A 16,353-nucleotide genomic window follows, 5' to 3' on the forward strand; every position below is an offset into this window, starting at 1 on the left:
TCAACGACTCGTTCCTTCATTATTGACCCTCGCGGGTTAGCCTGCTTTTTGCTTGATTCGTGCCAAAAACCGCTGAGTGGGCACTCCGCCATGACCCTTCATGTGCGCTACACTGCGCCGCCTGTGCAGATCGAAGAGTTTGAAGGACAATCATGACGTTCAAGGCGCCGGACAGCCTCGCCGAGCAAATCGCTCACCACCTCGCCGAACGCATCATTCGTGGCGAAATGAAGCCCGGGGAGCGCATCCAGGAACAGAAGGTCACGCTGGCCCTCAATGTCAGTCGCGGTTCGGTCCGTGAGGCCTTGCTGATTCTCGAGCGCCGCCACCTGATCGCGATCCTGCCGCGACGCGGTGCCCACGTGACCGAGCTCACCGCCCACAAGGTGCAGAGCCTGTGCACCTTGATGAGCGAGCTGTACATCCTGCTCGGCAATGCCGTGGCCAAAGGCTGGCAGGTCCAGGCCGACATGGCGCCGTTCGTGCAGATCCAGCAGCGCCTGGCTGCCAGCTACGAGCGTCAGGACATCCGCACCTTCGTCGACGACAGCTTCAACGTGATGCGCGCCGCGTACCCATTCGCCAACAATCCGTACTTGCAGGAAACCGTCGAGAACCTGCAGCCGGCCATGAGTCGTGCGTATTTCCTCGCGCTGGACCAGCGCAAGGCGTCGATGAGCGAGTTCCTCGAACTGTTCGAACGTTTGCTCGCCGAAGTGCTGGCCCGTGACTTTCCGCAGATCCGCGAAGTGCTGACGGCCTATGCCCAGCGCAGCTGCGATCTGGTGGTTTCTGCCCTGACGGACGCTTAAGCGTGCGGCTCAAGTGCATCAAGCTGGCAGGGTTCAAATCCTTCGTCGACCCGACCACGGTTAACTTCCCCAGCAACATGGCGGCGGTGGTCGGGCCGAATGGCTGCGGCAAGTCGAACATCATCGACGCCGTCCGCTGGGTGATGGGCGAAAGTTCGGCCAAGAACCTGCGCGGCGAATCGATGACCGACGTCATCTTCAACGGCTCCACCAGCCGTAAGCCGGTGAGCCAGGCGAGTATCGAGCTGGTGTTCGATAACTCCGACGGCACCCTGCTCGGTGAGTACGCCGCCTATGCGGAAATTTCCATTCGCCGCAAAGTGACCCGAGACAGCCAGACCACTTACTACCTCAACGGCACCAAATGCCGCCGTCGCGATATCACCGACATCTTTTTGGGTACAGGCCTGGGCCCGCGCAGCTACTCGATCATCGAGCAGGGGATGATCTCCAAGCTGATCGAGTCCAAGCCCGAAGACCTGCGCAACTTCATCGAAGAAGCGGCCGGCATCTCCAAGTACAAGGAGCGTCGGCGCGAGACTGAAAACCGCATTCGCCGCACCCACGAAAACCTGGCCCGCCTGACCGACCTGCGCGATGAGCTCGAGCGTCAGCTGGAGCGTTTGCACCGCCAGGCCGAGGCCGCCAAGAAGTATCAGGAATACAAAGGCGAAGAGCGTCAGCTCAAGGCCCAGCTGTCGGCCCTGCGCTGGCAGGCGTTGAACGAACAGGTCGGGCAGCGCGAAGCGGTCATTGGTAATCAGGAAGTCACCTTCGAAGCCTTGGTCGCCGAGCAACGTAACGCCGACGCGAGCATCGAACGCTTCCGTGACGGGCACCATGACCTGTCCGAGCGCTTCAATCTGGTGCAGGGACGCTTCTATTCGGTCGGTGGCGACATCGCCCGGGTCGAGCAGAGCATACAGCACGGTCAGCAGCGCTTGCGCCAATTGCAGGACGATCTGAAAGAAGCCGAGCGTGCGCGTCTGGAAACCGAATCACACCTGGGCCACGACCGCACGTTGCTGCTGACCCTCGGCGAAGAGCTGGACATGCTCACGCCGGAGCAGGAAGTCACCAGCGCCGCTGCCGAAGAAGCCGCTGCCGCCCTGGAAGAATCCGAAACCACCATGCACGGCTGGCAGGAGCAGTGGGACACGTTCAACCTGACCGCCGCCGAACCGCGTCGTCAATCCGAGGTTCAGCAGTCGCGCATCCAGCAGCTGGAAACCAGCATGGAGCGACTGGCCGATCGTCAGAAGCGTCTTGGCGAGGAACGCGCGTTGCTGTCGGCGGACCCGGAAGACGCGGCGATCATGGAACTCAGTGAGCAACTGGCCGCGAGTGAAGCGACGCTCGAAGATTTGCAGGCCAGCGAAGAAGCCCAGGTCGAACGCCTTGAACAACTGCGTCAGGAATTGCAATTGGCGCTGCAGAATCAGCAACAGGCGCAGGGCGATTTGCAGCGTCTGAACGGTCGCCTCGCCTCCCTTGAAGCTTTGCAGCAAGCCGCACTCGACCCGGGCACCGGCACCGCTGAATGGCTGCGCGAACAGCATTTGGCGGACCGTCCGCGTCTGGCCGAAGGTCTGAAAGTCGAAGCCGGTTGGGAGCTGGCGGTGGAAACCGTGCTCGGCGCCGACCTGCAAGCGGTGCTGGTGGATGACTTCGTCGATTTCGATCTGGCCGGTTTTGCCCAGGGCGATCTGCGCTTGCTCAGCCCGGCCAGTGATGGCGTGCGCGTGCCCGGCAGCTTGCTCGATAAAGTGGAAGCGCAGATCGATCTGTCACCATGGTTGGGGCAGGTTAAACCGGTCGACAGCCTTGAGCAGGCGTTGGCCCTGCGCAGTCAATTGACCGCAGGCGAGAGCCTGATCAGCCGCGATGGTTACTGGGTCGGTCGGCACTTTTTGCGTGTGCGCCGGGCCAGCGAAGCAGAAAGCGGTGTGCTGGCTCGTGGTCAGGAAATCCAGCGCCTGGGCCTTGAGCGCGATGAGCGCGAAGCCACGGTCGAAACCCTGGAAACCCAACTTCAAAATCTCAGGGCGCAACAGCGTCAGCAGGAAAACGGTCGCGAACATTTGCGTCGTCTGCTGCAAGACGAAGCGCGTCAGCAAGGTGAGTTGAAAGCCCAGTTGTCCGCCGGTAAAGCCAAGGCCGAACAGCTGACCTTGCGCCGTACCCGTCTCGACGAAGAGCTGACCGAGCTGGGCGAGCAGCGCGCACTTGAGCACGAAAACATCGGCGAAGCGCGCCTGCAATTGCAGGAAGCCCTCGACAGCATGGCGCTGGACACCGAGCAGCGCGAGTTGCTGCTGGCCCAGCGCGACAGCCTGCGCGAGCGACTTGACCGGGTGCGTCAGGAAGCCCGGCAACACAAGGATCACGCGCATCAACTGGCGGTGCGCCTCGGCTCGCTCAAAGCGCAACACGACTCCACGCGTCAGGCGCTGGAACGACTGGAGATGCAGTCCGAGCGCCTGACCGAGAAACGCGAACAGCTGAGCCTCAATCTGGAGGAGGGCGAAGCGCCGCTGGAAGAATTGCGCCTGAAACTCGAAGAGTTGCTCGACAAGCGCATGACCGTCGACGAAGAACTCAAGACGGCGCAGATCGCTCTGGAAGACTCTGACCGTGAATTGCGGGATGCGGAAAAACGTCGCAATCAGGCTGAGCAGCAATCGCAGTTGATTCGCGGGCAGATGGAAACCCAGCGCATGGAATGGCAAGCCCTGACCGTGCGCCGCAAGACACTTGAAGATCAACTGCTGGAAGACGGCTACGACCTGCACGGCGTGCTCGCCACGCTGACAGCCGAGGCCAGCGAGAAGGATGCCGAAGAAGAGCTCGAACGCATTGCCGCGCGTATTCAGCGCCTCGGTGCGATCAACTTGGCGGCCATCGACGAATACACGCAACAATCCGAGCGTAAACGTTATCTGGATGCGCAGAACGACGATCTGGTGGAAGCACTGGACACGCTTGAAAACGTGATTCGCAAGATCGACAAGGAAACCCGAAACCGCTTCAAAGATACCTTTGATCAGATCAATGGCGGTTTGCAGGCGTTATTCCCAAAAGTTTTCGGTGGAGGACGCGCGTATTTGGAACTGACGGGCGAAGATCTACTCGATACAGGGGTAACGATCATGGCGCAGCCGCCAGGAAAGAAGAACAGCACCATCCATTTGCTCTCCGGTGGCGAAAAAGCCCTGACCGCATTGGCCCTGGTGTTTGCCATCTTCAAGTTGAATCCGGCGCCGTTCTGCATGCTCGATGAAGTTGATGCGCCCTTGGATGACGCTAACGTTGGACGCTACGCACGGCTGGTCAAAGAGATGTCGCAGACGGTGCAGTTCATCTATATCACCCACAACAAGATCGCCATGGAAATGGCCGATCAACTGATGGGTGTGACGATGCACGAACCGGGTTGCTCGCGTCTGGTGGCAGTGGATGTCGAGGAGGCGATGGCGATGGTGGAGGCCTGAGTCGGCGCTTGTAGGGCAAGTATTTTTAGTCTGTAGGACTTTTTTACCTGTCTCGACTTGCTGGCCAATCGACATATTCGCGCAAGCCATTGTGACAGACGGTGTAAAGTTGCCTTTGGTCGTGCTAGTTTAATGTCAATTTTTCGTATACGTGGGCAAAACGCCTGTCAGAACATAGAGTTGGCGCCACGTTTTAAAGCGGTTTGCGAGTTGTAAACCCCTTATTTTTCAGCATTTTTTATAGAGGCACGGGATTACATGGAAATCGGTCTGCGCGAGTGGCTGATCGTCATCGGCATTATTGTCATTGCCGGTATTCTTTTCGATGGCTGGCGTCGCATGCGCGGCGGCAAGGGAAAACTGAAATTCCGTCTTGACCGAAGTTTGTCCAACCTGCCGGACGAGGACACCAGCGCCGAGCTGTTGGGCCCGCCCCGCGTGCTGGATAATCATAAAGAACCGCAACTGGACGAGCACGATCTGCCGTCGGTGAGCATGCCTGCCCGTGAGCCGCGTGAATCGGGTTCCAAGCGCGGCAAGCGTGGCCACGGCGAGCCTTCCCAGGGTGACATGAACCTCAGCCTGGATCTGGACGGCGGCCCGAGCTTCAGCAGCCGTGACGACGACTTCCCGGATGACACCAAGGCCTCGCCTTCGGTCAGCGACAAGGAACAACCGCAAGCCGAAGAAGTGCTGGTGATCAGCGTGATCTGCCGCGACACGGCCGGCTTCAAAGGCCCGGCGTTGTTACAGAACATTCTGGAAAGCGGTCTGCGTTTCGGCGAGATGGATATTTTCCACCGCCACGAAAGCATGGCCGGCAACGGTGAAGTCCTGTTCTCCATGGCCAATGCGGTCAAGCCGGGCATCTTCGATCTGGATGATATCGACCATTTCAGCACGCCGGCGGTGAGCTTCTTCCTCGGCCTGCCAGGCCCGCGTCATCCGAAGCAAGCGTTCGACGTGATGGTGGCCGCAGCGCGCAAACTGTCCCAGGAGCTGAATGGCGAACTGAAAGACGACCAGCGCAGCGTACTGACCGCCCAGACCATCGAGCACTACCGTCAGCGCATCGTTGAATTCGAACGTCGCGCCCTGACCCAGAAGCGTTGATCTGTAGGAGCCAGGCTTGCCGGCGAAGGCGATCACACATACGCCTTCGCCGGCAAGTCGGGTCGCCGTACCGCTGGCTCCTACAATGATTTGTACAGCAGCACAGATTGAGCAGCCTCGGCTGCTCTTTTGCTTTATGAGAGAACACCCATGACCGCCGCCAAAAACCGCATTCTAGAACTGCGCGCTGAGCTGGATCAGCACAACTACCGTTATCACGTGCTGGACGAACCGAGCATCCCGGACGTCGAGTACGACCGGTTGTTCCACGAGCTCAAGGCCCTCGAAGCGGCCAATCCCGACCTGATCACCAGCGATTCGCCGACCCAGCGAGTTGGCAGCGCGGCGTTGTCGGCGTTCACTCAGGTGCGCCACGAAGTGCCGATGCTCAGCCTCGGCAACGCCTTCGAAGAAACCGACATGCGCGAGTTCGATCGCCGGGTGACTGAAGGGCTCGACCTGCCGGCCGGCGATTTGTTTGGCGGCGGCGCGGCGGTGGAATACAGCTGCGAACCGAAGCTCGATGGCCTGGCGGTCAGCCTGCTTTATCAGGACGGCGTGTTAGTACGCGGCGCAACGCGGGGCGACGGCACCACTGGCGAAGACATCAGCGTCAACGTGCGCACCGTGCGCAATATCCCGCTCAAGCTGCAGGGCAGCGGCTGGCCGGCGACCCTGGAAGTGCGCGGCGAAGTGTTCATGTCCAAGGCCGGTTTCGAGCGCCTGAACGCCACGCAGCTGGAAGTCGGCGGCAAGACCTTCGCCAACCCGCGCAACGCGGCGGCGGGCAGCTTGCGGCAACTGGATTCGAAGATCACCGCCAACCGTCCGCTGGAATTCTGCTGCTACGGCATCGGCCAGATTTCGGCGGATATTGCCGACACGCACATCGGCAATCTCAAGCAGCTCCAAGCGTGGGGCATGCCGATCAGTCGCGAGCTGAAACTGGCGCACGGCATTGATGAATGCCTGGATTACTACCGCGACATCGGTGAGCGCCGCAACGGTCTGGCCTATGAAATCGATGGCGTGGTGTTCAAGGTCAACAGCATCGCGTCCCAGCGTGAGTTGGGTTTCCGTGCGCGCGAACCGCGTTGGGCGATTGCCCACAAATTCCCGGCCATGGAAGAACTCACCGAGCTGCTCGACGTGGAATTCCAGGTCGGCCGCACCGGCGCCGTGACGCCCGTGGCTCGGTTGAAACCGGTCAAGGTCGCGGGTGTCACCGTGGCCAATGCGACGTTGCACAACATGGACGAAGTGGCGCGTCTGGGCTTGATGATCGGCGACACGGTGATCATCCGCCGCGCGGGTGACGTGATTCCGCAAGTGGTGCAGGTGGTCATGGAGCGCCGTCCGGATGACGCGCGTCCAGTGCATATTCCTGAGAAGTGCCCGGTCTGCGGCTCCCATGTCGAGCGTACGCAATTGGTCAAGCGCAGCAAGGGGCGCGAGACCGTCAGCGAAGGCGCGGTGTATCGCTGCGTCGGTCGACTGGCCTGCGGTGCGCAACTCAAGCAGGCGATCATTCACTTCGTCTCCCGTCGCGCGATGGACATTGAAGGCCTGGGCGAGAAGAGCGTCGAGCAGTTGGTGGACGAAGGGCTGGTGAACTCGCCGGCCGATCTGTACGCCCTGACGTTCGAGCAAATCGTCGATCTGGAAGGCTTCGCCGAGCTGTCGAGCAAGAACCTGCTCAGTGCCATTGGAGACAGCAAGCAACCGAGCCTTGCACGGTTCATCTACGCCCTCGGGATACCGGATGTCGGCGAAGAGACGGCCAAGGTGCTGGCGCGCTCCCTTGGCTCGCTGGAGCGGGTTCAACAGGCGTTGCCGCAAGTGCTGACGTACTTGCCGGATGTCGGCCTGGAAGTGGCTCACGAGATTCACAGCTTCTTTGAAGATGCGCATAACCAGCAGGTGATTGCGGACCTGCTCAAGCACGGCATGCAGATTCAGGATCAGGGCGAGCTGGGAGCCGAGTTCGCCGCCAGTACCACGCTGGGCGGTTTCCTCGACAAGCTGCACATTCCTTCGGTCGGGCCGGGTGGGGCGCAGAAGCTGGCGGACAAGTTTGGTTCGCTGGAATCGGTGATGAGCGCTGATTGGCTGGACATGCGTCAGGCATTGCCGGAGAAGCAGGCTAATTCGGTTCGCGAGTTTTTCGCGGTTGAAGAAAATCGTCAGCGTTCGATTACTGCTGAGGCGCAATTGGCTGACTTCGGCATGCACTGGCAGAGCGAGAAGAAAGTCGTCGAAGGCTTGCCGCTGGCTGGCCAGACTTGGGTGCTGACCGGTTCGCTGGAGTTGATGAGCCGTGATATCGCCAAGGGCAAGCTCGAAAGCCTCGGTGCCAAGGTCTCAGGTTCCGTGTCCTCTAAAACTCATTTTGTTGTGGCAGGACCGGGCGCGGGTTCCAAGTTGGCGAAGGCTAATGAGTTGGGGTTGACTGTTTATGATGAAGAGAGGCTCCTTAAAGAGTTGCGCAAGTATGGCAAGGCAGATTAAGGGCCTGACGATTCAACCTGTGGGAGCGAGCTTGCTCGCGATGAGGCCATCACAGTCAAAATTAATGTTGCCTGATCCGCCGCTATCGCGAGCAAGCTCGCTCCCACATTGATTGCGTTGAACTTGAACGATCTTCGCGCGGCAATGATCTAGTCTTGGCAAGCCCCAGGGAGAGATCGCCATGTACCGCTTTTTCGAACAGCTCAGCTCACGCATCGCCGCGCCCTTCATGGGCGAAAGTTCGCGCAACAGCAAGGTCTGGCATTGTCGCTGCGGGCAGTCGCTGTTCTTTCGCAACAGCCAGTGCCTGGCCTGTTCGGCAGCGCTGGGTTATCAGCCGGAGCAGAGTCGCCTGTCCTCGCTGCAGCCAGGCGTGCAGGCGGACACCTGGCGGCTCGACGCCGATCCCGAAGCCGGTCTGTTCCGGCGCTGCGCCAACCTCGACTCTCCCGCTGCGTGTAATTGGTTGCTGCCGGCCAATGACCACGATGCGTTGTGCATCGCCTGTAGCCTGAATCGCACCATTCCAGACCTGTCGATTGCCGAAAACCACGAACGCTGGCGCAAGGTCGAAACCGCCAAGCGTCGTCTGGTCGCACAGTTGATCAGCCTGGGTTTGCAGGTGATTCCCAAAGGCATCGACGAACAGACCGGCCTGGCCTTCGACTTCATCGGTGTCGACCTTGAAGGCAAGCCGCCGACCACGGGTCACGCCAACGGTCTGATCACCCTCGATATCAAGGAAGCCGACGACGCCCACCGCGAAAAGGTCCGGGTGCAAATGCACGAGCCTTATCGCACGCTGCTCGGGCATTTTCGGCATGAAGTCGGGCATTACTACTGGGACCGCTTGATCGCCAATAGCCCTTGGTTGGAGTCGTTCCGCAGCCTGTTCGGCGATGAGCGTGTCAGCTACGCCGACGCTCTGGAGCGGCATTACCAGCAAGGCGCACCACTCGACTGGCAGCAACAGTGCGTCAGCGCCTACGCCACCATGCATCCGTGGGAAGACTGGGCGGAAACCTGGGCGCATTACCTGCACATGATGGATGCGGTGGACACGGCGCTGGGGTTTGGCATGAGCGCGCGGGAAATGGATTTTGACTACCAGCCATTTCCGTCCGACACGCTCTACGATCCGCAGCATCCCGGCGGCGCGGCGTTCCTGTCATTCGTCAACGCGTGGATCGAACTGGCCGGCATGCTCAATGAACTGTCGCGCAGCATGGGCCAGCCGGATTTTTATCCGTTCGTCCTGCCACCAGCGGTGATTGCCAAGCTGCACTTCATCCACTTGGTGATCCAGCAAGAGGGCGGCAGGGCGGATGAGGTGTTGCAAGACCTGTAATCCTGCACACAGCGCGTCCGCTTGTAGCAGCTGTCGAGCCTGCGAGGCTGCGTCCGGCTGCAAAGCAGTCGTAAATCCGGTGCTCGCGGTTTACCTGCAAAACCGCGCTGCCTGATTTTACGACTGCTGCGCAGCCGGACGCAGCCTCGCAGGCTCGACAGCTGCTACGAACAGTGGAGTTTCGCGTCCTGTGCATGTCCTTGACCTGATTCATATTTTTAATCTGGATCGAACGGTTGTAACTTCGTCTCAGATAGGTACAATGGCGCGGCTCGCCGTCAGGTGAGCGTCGTTATGGTGACCCCATCGGTCCCCCCGCAACGATTACCCGTGAACCTGGTCAGATCCGGAAGGAAGCAGCCACAGCGGGAACATTGTGTGCCGGGGTGTGGCTGGTGGGGTTGCCTCCATAACGCCCAAGCCTTCGTTCGAAAGGTTTGCCAAATTCAAATTATTTCTCTGATTTAGCGTCGCGCGGTGTTTTTACTGCTCAAATCTTGCCCTGGGCAGCATATTTTTTGCTAGTGAAACCCCACCTGGTTTGGCGGGGTATTCCACCGGCTGAGTTATAGCGCAAATACAATATCTGATTCTCTGAATTCACAGACTCTTACTGTGTGTGATATCACCGATATCTTAACGCTTTTATCGGTGGTGTTATGATCGAACTCTATTTCGGCCACGCTTTCCGAAAATCCGTCATTTATATACAGTGTTGATTTGCCGTCAGGATAAAGGTTGTTTTGGTTGTCGGTGAGAGCGTAGTTTCCACCCGAAGATGCGCTGCCCTGCAGTATTCTGTTTTCAACCTTAACCAACTCATCAGAAATCTTTTGATGAATGACCCCTGTCTGATTAGCTGGTGTTGAATAGTACATGCTGGTATTGGTTGTGAAACGAAAATAAGTGCTGTCTGAAATTACAACGGACTTTTTCCCCACGCCAGAGGTAATGTTGTTCACCTCCCCTCCTGCTATCAAGTATTGGATGCCATGCTCTTCATGGAGTTCTGTTCGATTTTCATGGGGTGCTTGCTCACCGACTATAAGACCTACCCCGCTGAGGATGCCCCAAGACGAATAGGTCTCAACCGATCCCTGTGAATTCATTGAGGTATAAGTAATCTGGTCTCCATTTTTCTCTATTTTAAATACACATTCTGTTTCGGAGTTGGTCATCTTTAAGTCAGTCGACTCTGAGATATAGGCGACTGTTAAGCCGTGATTATTTTCACGGATTTCAGTTGTTGATGGTAGGCCAAGGCGGTCACCGTACCATGTGTCGATTAACTTCCATTCCGGATTTGTAATTCTAGTCCACGTGAATAGGTGTGGCGATAGCGAAAGAGTCTGAGAGGCGTTTACTGACAAGAGGATCTTGTTTGAGGCGACCACAGATTCATTTTTCATTTTGGCTTCCTGCGCAAAGTATAGTTGAGTTGGTCTTTTTGCATAAAGCTTGCGGCTTTCTGCGGCACTAAAATTAGGTTATTGCGAAATCTCTCGTCTACTGTCATTTCTGACAGTTCCGACGAGTGGTTGGAGTGTTTTAACTTGGTAGGGGTATGCCTATTTCAGTCGCTCGCATATAACAAAAGAGGAGCAACTTATTTGGCTCCTTAATTGGCATAATTAGTGCGGCACTGTTCAGAAGAGGAGCTCGATCTGCTGCACATCGACAGATCGGGCTCCTCTTTTTTCACATCTACATCAAGGCTTGGACAAGGCCTGGTCAACCGCTGCAATCAGCTTTCCCAGATCCTTCGGGGTGGCTTTGTGAATGACGCCGAACAGATACGCCCGCTGTTCATCTTCATCGACTAAATCTGCGAAAAAGGCTTTCAGCTTTACGTCCAGCACCTTGGCAAGCAGGAACAAGGCTTCAACGCTGGGGGTATACGTTCCGGTTTCAAAGCGGCTGATGGTTTTGGGGTCAAAACCGGTTTTTTCGCCGAGTTCAGCCTGAGTAAGCCCCGCGACCTTGCGGTAGCGTCGGATGGCTGGACCCAAACTTGAAATTTGCATCGCTCAATTCCCATTTAGAATCAAGAACTTAACGATAGATTTTTGCATTAGACAACTGCATGATCCATCACCTTGCTTTGCAAAATGTGATGCATTTCGTAGAATCGCCGCCAATAAGGGGTGTTTAGTGACCTGTTTCGAGAAAATGGGCAATGCGAAACCGTCAGCATTGCGCTCCCTTGCCAGCCTTGCACGAGGTTTTTGAGACTAGCCGATCTTCGGTTCTGCGAAGTCATCAAATGCGGGTCATGGAGTGAAAACGTGTTTGCGCAGTCCCACCGCTAGCGACAGCGAGCCTGATTCATGGATGAGAAATACCGCAGGGCCGTGGATGCCGCCGCCATTTTTTCCGAGACTGACCTGAGCGGTCGGATCACCCACGTCAACGATCAGTTCTGCGCCGTGTCCGGCTATAGCCGTGATGAGTTGCTCGGGCAGAACCATCGTCTCCTCAATTCCGGTGTGCACAGCGCTGATTTCTTCGCCGGCATGTGGCGCACCATTGCGCTGGGCAACGTCTGGAAGGGCGACATTTGTAATCGCGCCAAGAACGGCAGCCTGTACTGGGTCGAAAGCACCATGGTGCCGGTACTCAATGACGCCACCGGACGGGTTGATCGATACCTGTCGATTCGTTTCGACATCAGTGAAAAACGCCAGTTATTACATTCCCTGCAATGGCGGGTCGGGCATGATGTGCTGACCGGGTTGCCCAATCGGGCGTTCCTCTCGGATCTGCTGGACCAGGCGCTGGAGTTCTCCCGGCAGGAAAACATTCCGCTCGCCGTCTGTATGCTCGACCTTGACGGGTTCAAAGCGGTCAACGACGGCTACGGCCACGCCAGTGGCGATCAATTGCTGGTGGAAGTGGCGAAGCGTTTGCGCCACATCGTGCGTGGCGAAGATGTGGTAGCGCGGTTGGCTGGCGACGAGTTCGTGCTGGTGTTGCGTTACGTGCGGGATCTGCCGGAATTGCGCGCGGCGCTGAATCGGGTGCTGGGGGCAGTCTCGGCGCCGTACACCTTGCATGGCAAGGACATCAATGTGTTCGCCAGTATCGGCGTCACGCTGTTTCCCCTCGATAATGAAGATGCCGAAACCCTGTTGCGTCACGCCGATCAGGCCATGTACGTGGCCAAGCAGCGCGGTCGCAACCGATTCCATCTGTTCGACGTGTCGAGGGATCAGGAGGTCAAGGCCACTCACCAGACGGTCGAGCGAGTGCGTCAGGCGCTGGCCGCCGATGAGTTGCGTCTGCATTTTCAACCCAAGGTCAATATGCGCCTTGGCGTGGTGGTCGGCTTCGAGGCGCTGTTGCGCTGGGAGCATCCGCAAAATGGCCTGGTCCCGGCCCGGGAGTTTTTGCCGCTGGTGGAAGAGACGGACCTGATCGTCGACATCGGTGAATGGGTGATGGATCAGGTGTTGACGCAGTTGCACCACTGGCAGCAGGCGGGGCAGGGCTGGCCGATCAGCATTAATATCGCGGCACGGCATTTTCAGCGCGCGGATTTCGTCGACCGCCTCAGGCACGTCCTGGCCCGGCATACCGACGTTGCTCCGCAGATGCTCGACCTGGAAATCGTCGAGTCAGTGGCGATCGAGAATATCCAGCACGTCAGCGCCTGTTTGCAGGCCTGTCAGGCACTCGGGGTGCAGTTTTCATTGGGTGACTTCGGCACCGGCTATTCGTCGCTGAGCTACCTCAAGCGTTTGCGCACCCAAACCATCAAGATCGATAAATCGTTTGTGCGCGACATTCTTGATGATCACGATGACTTGGCGCTGACCACGGCGGTGATCGGACTGGCCCGAGCGTTTGGCCGGCAGGTGATTGCCGAAGGGCTGCAAAGTATCGAGCATGGTGAGTTGCTGTTGCGACTGGGGTGTGAAGTTGCCCAAGGCTATTTCATCGCCCGGCCGATGCCTCCTGCCGATGTGCCGGGGTGGGTTGCGGGATTTGTCGCACCACTGCAATGGCGGGTGCTGGATCGGGTTGGCTGAAGTCTTGTGATCACCACAGGTTATGGGTTGGCTTCGGGTTCGTTTCCAATATAGAGCCGGATAATGTCATCAATCTCCCCCGACATTTTCATCCGCAGCAACGTGCGCAATATACGTTGCACCGGCACCTTGGGGTCGTTGCGCACGTAGCACCCCACAATTTGTTCCTGCAACACCGCCACGCCTTTGAGTTGCTGGCCGGGCAACAGGCGTTGATTGAACCAGTCCAGTGTCCATTGGTTACTCACGGCATAGCGATAGCGCCCCGCGTGGAGTTTTTCCAGCACCTGTTCCTGGTTGCGCGCGTCTTCGCGGTGCAGTCGGTCGGCATCGAACAGCGGTTGCAGCGTTGGTAGGAGTAACCGAGCACGGTACCGATGGGTTGTCGCGACAAGCTCGCAGGCACCACCGAGGGCTGCGGATCTTGCCGGCTGATCAGCATGTCGCGCTGAAACCACAGCGGAATGCTCCAGATGTAGTCTCCGGACTGATTCGGCAACCAGGACTGCGCGGCATAGCAGCGGACATCGACCTCGCCGTGTTCCATGGCGTTTTGCACCCGGGCCCGCGGCAGTACATGGAATTCGGCCGGCACGCCGACCTGGGTCGCGAGGCTCAGCATCACGTCGAACAGGATGCCCTGGGTCACTTGCCCGCGCTCCAGCTGCACCATCGGCATCGCCCAACTGTCGGGCACCACGAAACGCAGCGGCGCTTCGGCGGCGGCGACGTCCAGGCTTATCCACAGCAGTGCCCCCGAGGCAAAACGCATAAACGCTCCGGTACATCGCAAACCTGAGCCGATTAAAAGCCCCGCAAAGTGCATCTCAGCCAGATTAGACGAGCGCGCCGGATGCAATTTTGGCCTTGCTCCGCTAGCATTAGCCGCTTCTGTTCCTTCGTTGCGACGGTTTTCGATGAGTTATCAGGTTCTTGCACGTAAATGGCGTCCGCGCTCGTTCCGCGAAATGGTCGGCCAGACCCATGTGCTCAAGGCTCTGATCAATGCCTTGGACAGCCAGCGGCTGCACCACGCGTACCTGTTCACCGGTACGCGCGGGGTCGGCAAGACCACCATCGCGCGCATCATCGCCAAATGCCTGAACTGTGAAACAGGTATCACTTCGACGCCCTGCGGCGAGTGTTCGGTGTGCCGCGAGATCGATGAAGGCCGCTTTGTCGACCTGATCGAGATCGACGCCGCGAGCCGGACCAAGGTCGAAGACACCCGTGAGCTGCTCGATAACGTGCAATACGCGCCGAGCCGCGGGCGCTTCAAGGTCTACCTGATCGACGAAGTGCACATGCTCTCCAGCCATTCCTTCAATGCGCTGTTGAAAACCCTTGAAGAACCGCCGCCCTACGTCAAGTTCATCCTGGCGACGACCGACCCGCAGAAACTTCCTGCAACCATTCTTTCGCGTTGCTTGCAGTTCTCCCTGAAGAACATGACCCCGGAACGCGTGGTCGAGCATTTGACCCACGTGCTGGGCGTCGAGAACGTGCCGTTCGAAGACGATGCACTGTGGCTGCTGGGCCGCGCCGCCGACGGCTCGATGCGTGACGCCATGAGCCTGACCGACCAGGCCATCGCCTTCGGTGAAGGCAAGGTCATGGCCGCCGACGTGCGGGCGATGCTCGGCACACTCGACCATGGTCAGGTCTACGACGTTCTGCACTCGTTGATCGAAGGCGACGCCAAGGCCTTGCTCGAAGCCGTCCGCCATCTGGCCGAACAAGGCCCGGACTGGAACGGCGTGCTCTCGGAAATTCTCAACGTGCTGCACCGTGTCGCCATCGCCCAGGCGTTGCCTGAAGGCGTCGACAACGGTCACGGCGACCGCGATCGGGTGCTGGCACTGGCCCAGGCACTGCCGGCCGAAGATGTGCAGTTCTATTACCAGATGGGCCTGATCGGCCGCCGCGACTTGCCGCTGGCGCCGGACCCCCGTGGTGGCTTCGAAATGGTCTTGCTGCGAATGCTCGCGTTCCGACCGGCGGACACCGCGGACGCCCCGAGGCAACCGCTAAAGCCAGTGGGGATCAGCCAGGCCACAGTTGATTCCGCAAATTCAGTGGCTGCCGCACCGGTTGTGGCGCCGGTAGTCGCTGCGGCAGTTGCCCCCGTTGCCCCTGCGCCTGTGCCTGAACCCGTCGCTGCGGCGGTTCCTGCTCCAGAGCCTGAACCGGTTGCGCCCGTTGTCATGGCCGAGCCTGTGGTTGAGCCTGTCGCGGTCGAAGCGGTGGTCGACTTGCCGTGGAATGACCCGGTCGAGCCGGAGCCCGTCCAGCAACCCGCCGTCGAGCCGGTTCTGGAAACCGCCAGCGAACAACCCGATCTGCCGCCCATGCCGTTGCCGACACCTGACAGCGTGGTGCCGGACGCGCCGGAGTGGGCCGCGGCGCCGATCCCGGAGCCGTCGGTGGCCGACGTCGACGCCGCCACGCCGGGCGTGGACCTGGATGACGAGCCGCCGCTGGACGAAGATTACATCGAGCCGGACATGGATTCGGCTTACAGCTACCTCGATGAACTGGCCAGCGAACACGCCGCCGAACCCGCGCCGGAACCCGAACCTGAGCCGGCCGCCATGCCCGCCACCGGTCTGGCCCTGCAATGGCTGGAGCTGTTCCCGAAATTGCCGATCTCGGGCATGACCGGCAGCATCGCCGCCAACTGCACCCTGATCGCTGTCGATGGCGACAACTGGCTGTTGCACCTGGACCCGGCCCACAGCGCCTTGTTCAATGCGACCCAGCAACGTCGTCTCAACGATGCTTTGAACCAGTTTCACGGGCGTACGCTGACCCTGACCATGGAGCTGATCAAGCCTGAGCAGGAAACCCCGGCCCAGGCCGCGTCTCGGCGCCGCGTCAACCGTCAGCGCGAGGCCGAGGAGTCAATCCACGGTGATCCGTTCATCCAGCAAATGATGCAGCAGTTCGGTGCGGTGGTCCGTAACGATACTATTGAACCTGTCGAAGCCCTGGTCAGTCAGGGCTAATAACTGAAGGCGTTCGGCCTCAAGGGCCGGGCGCTGTTTAAATCCAAG

The 16,353-nt window shown here is 58.9% G+C and carries 9 protein-coding genes, 1 other RNA gene and 1 pseudogene; 8 read left to right on the plus strand and 3 right to left on the minus strand.

The window, feature by feature from the left end:
* The first annotated feature begins 152 nt into the window (after window positions 1-152).
* From ACYZTM_RS24905 to ffs, 6 genes are all read left to right on the plus strand, one after another.
* Complete coding sequence (locus tag ACYZTM_RS24905) at window positions 153-812, plus strand: GntR family transcriptional regulator (RefSeq protein ID WP_461985160.1); 660 nt, start codon at window positions 153-155, stop codon at window positions 810-812.
* 2 nt (window positions 813-814) lie between these two features.
* Window positions 815-4,303 (plus strand): chromosome segregation protein SMC, encoded by a 3,489-nt coding sequence (gene smc, locus ACYZTM_RS24910; RefSeq protein ID WP_461985162.1) that lies wholly within the window; start codon window positions 815-817, stop codon window positions 4,301-4,303.
* 258 nt (window positions 4,304-4,561) lie between these two features.
* Window positions 4,562-5,416: a cell division protein ZipA gene (gene zipA / locus ACYZTM_RS24915; RefSeq protein ID WP_131059988.1), complete on the plus strand. Its 855-nt coding sequence runs from the start codon at window positions 4,562-4,564 to the stop codon at window positions 5,414-5,416.
* Between the two features lie 150 nt (window positions 5,417-5,566).
* A complete protein-coding gene (ligA, locus tag ACYZTM_RS24920) occupies window positions 5,567-7,924 on the plus strand; it encodes an NAD-dependent DNA ligase LigA (protein WP_461985164.1) in 2,358 nt (785 codons plus the stop codon).
* Window positions 7,925-8,105: 181 nt separating this feature from the next.
* Complete coding sequence (locus tag ACYZTM_RS24925) at window positions 8,106-9,272, plus strand: zinc-binding metallopeptidase family protein (RefSeq protein WP_461985166.1); 1,167 nt, start codon at window positions 8,106-8,108, stop codon at window positions 9,270-9,272.
* A 304-nt stretch (window positions 9,273-9,576) separates the two neighbouring features.
* Window positions 9,577-9,673: signal recognition particle sRNA small type (gene ffs / locus ACYZTM_RS24930), an RNA gene on the plus strand.
* Window positions 9,674-9,838: 165 nt separating this feature from the next.
* On the opposite strand, the gene ACYZTM_RS24935 is transcribed toward ffs, so the two are convergent.
* On the minus strand, window positions 9,839-10,681 hold the full coding sequence (locus ACYZTM_RS24935; protein ID WP_461985168.1) for a hypothetical protein: 843 nt from the start codon (window positions 10,679-10,681) through the stop codon (window positions 9,839-9,841).
* A 300-nt stretch (window positions 10,682-10,981) separates the two neighbouring features.
* Window positions 10,982-11,296: a helix-turn-helix domain-containing protein gene (locus tag ACYZTM_RS24940; RefSeq protein ID WP_131059985.1), complete on the minus strand. Its 315-nt coding sequence runs from the start codon at window positions 11,294-11,296 to the stop codon at window positions 10,982-10,984.
* Between the two features lie 303 nt (window positions 11,297-11,599).
* On the opposite strand from ACYZTM_RS24940, the gene ACYZTM_RS24945 reads away from it, so the two are divergent.
* Window positions 11,600-13,300: a putative bifunctional diguanylate cyclase/phosphodiesterase gene (locus ACYZTM_RS24945; RefSeq protein WP_461985171.1), complete on the plus strand. Its 1,701-nt coding sequence runs from the start codon at window positions 11,600-11,602 to the stop codon at window positions 13,298-13,300.
* A gap of 20 nt (window positions 13,301-13,320) precedes the next feature.
* On the opposite strand, the pseudogene ACYZTM_RS24950 reads toward ACYZTM_RS24945, so the two are convergent.
* A pseudogene (locus ACYZTM_RS24950) lies at window positions 13,321-14,072 on the minus strand (substrate-binding periplasmic protein).
* Between the two features lie 145 nt (window positions 14,073-14,217).
* On the opposite strand from ACYZTM_RS24950, the gene dnaX reads away from it, so the two are divergent.
* Window positions 14,218-16,305, plus strand: a complete 2,088-nt coding sequence (gene dnaX / locus ACYZTM_RS24955; protein WP_131059983.1) for a DNA polymerase III subunit gamma/tau — start codon at window positions 14,218-14,220, stop codon at window positions 16,303-16,305.
* The last annotated feature ends 48 nt before the right edge of the window (window positions 16,306-16,353 follow it).

It is taken from the genome of Pseudomonas sp. MDT2-39-1 (assembly GCF_054898085.1).

Bases quoted from the DNA above. Each gene is read 5' to 3' on its own strand.
- ACYZTM_RS24905 (WP_461985160.1), top strand. From the start codon at position 153: ATGACGTTCAAGGCGCCGGACAGCCTCGCCGAGCAAATCGCTCACCAC.
- zipA (WP_131059988.1), top strand. From the start codon at position 4,562: ATGGAAATCGGTCTGCGCGAGTGGCTGATCGTCATCGGCATTATTGTC.
- ligA (WP_461985164.1), top strand. From the start codon at position 5,567: ATGACCGCCGCCAAAAACCGCATTCTAGAACTGCGCGCTGAGCTGGAT.
- ACYZTM_RS24925 (WP_461985166.1), top strand. From the start codon at position 8,106: ATGTACCGCTTTTTCGAACAGCTCAGCTCACGCATCGCCGCGCCCTTC.
- ACYZTM_RS24935 (WP_461985168.1), bottom strand. From the start codon at position 10,681: ATGAAAAATGAATCTGTGGTCGCCTCAAACAAGATCCTCTTGTCAGTA.
- ACYZTM_RS24940 (WP_131059985.1), bottom strand. From the start codon at position 11,296: ATGCAAATTTCAAGTTTGGGTCCAGCCATCCGACGCTACCGCAAGGTC.
- ACYZTM_RS24945 (WP_461985171.1), top strand. From the start codon at position 11,600: ATGGATGAGAAATACCGCAGGGCCGTGGATGCCGCCGCCATTTTTTCC.
- dnaX (WP_131059983.1), top strand. From the start codon at position 14,218: ATGAGTTATCAGGTTCTTGCACGTAAATGGCGTCCGCGCTCGTTCCGC.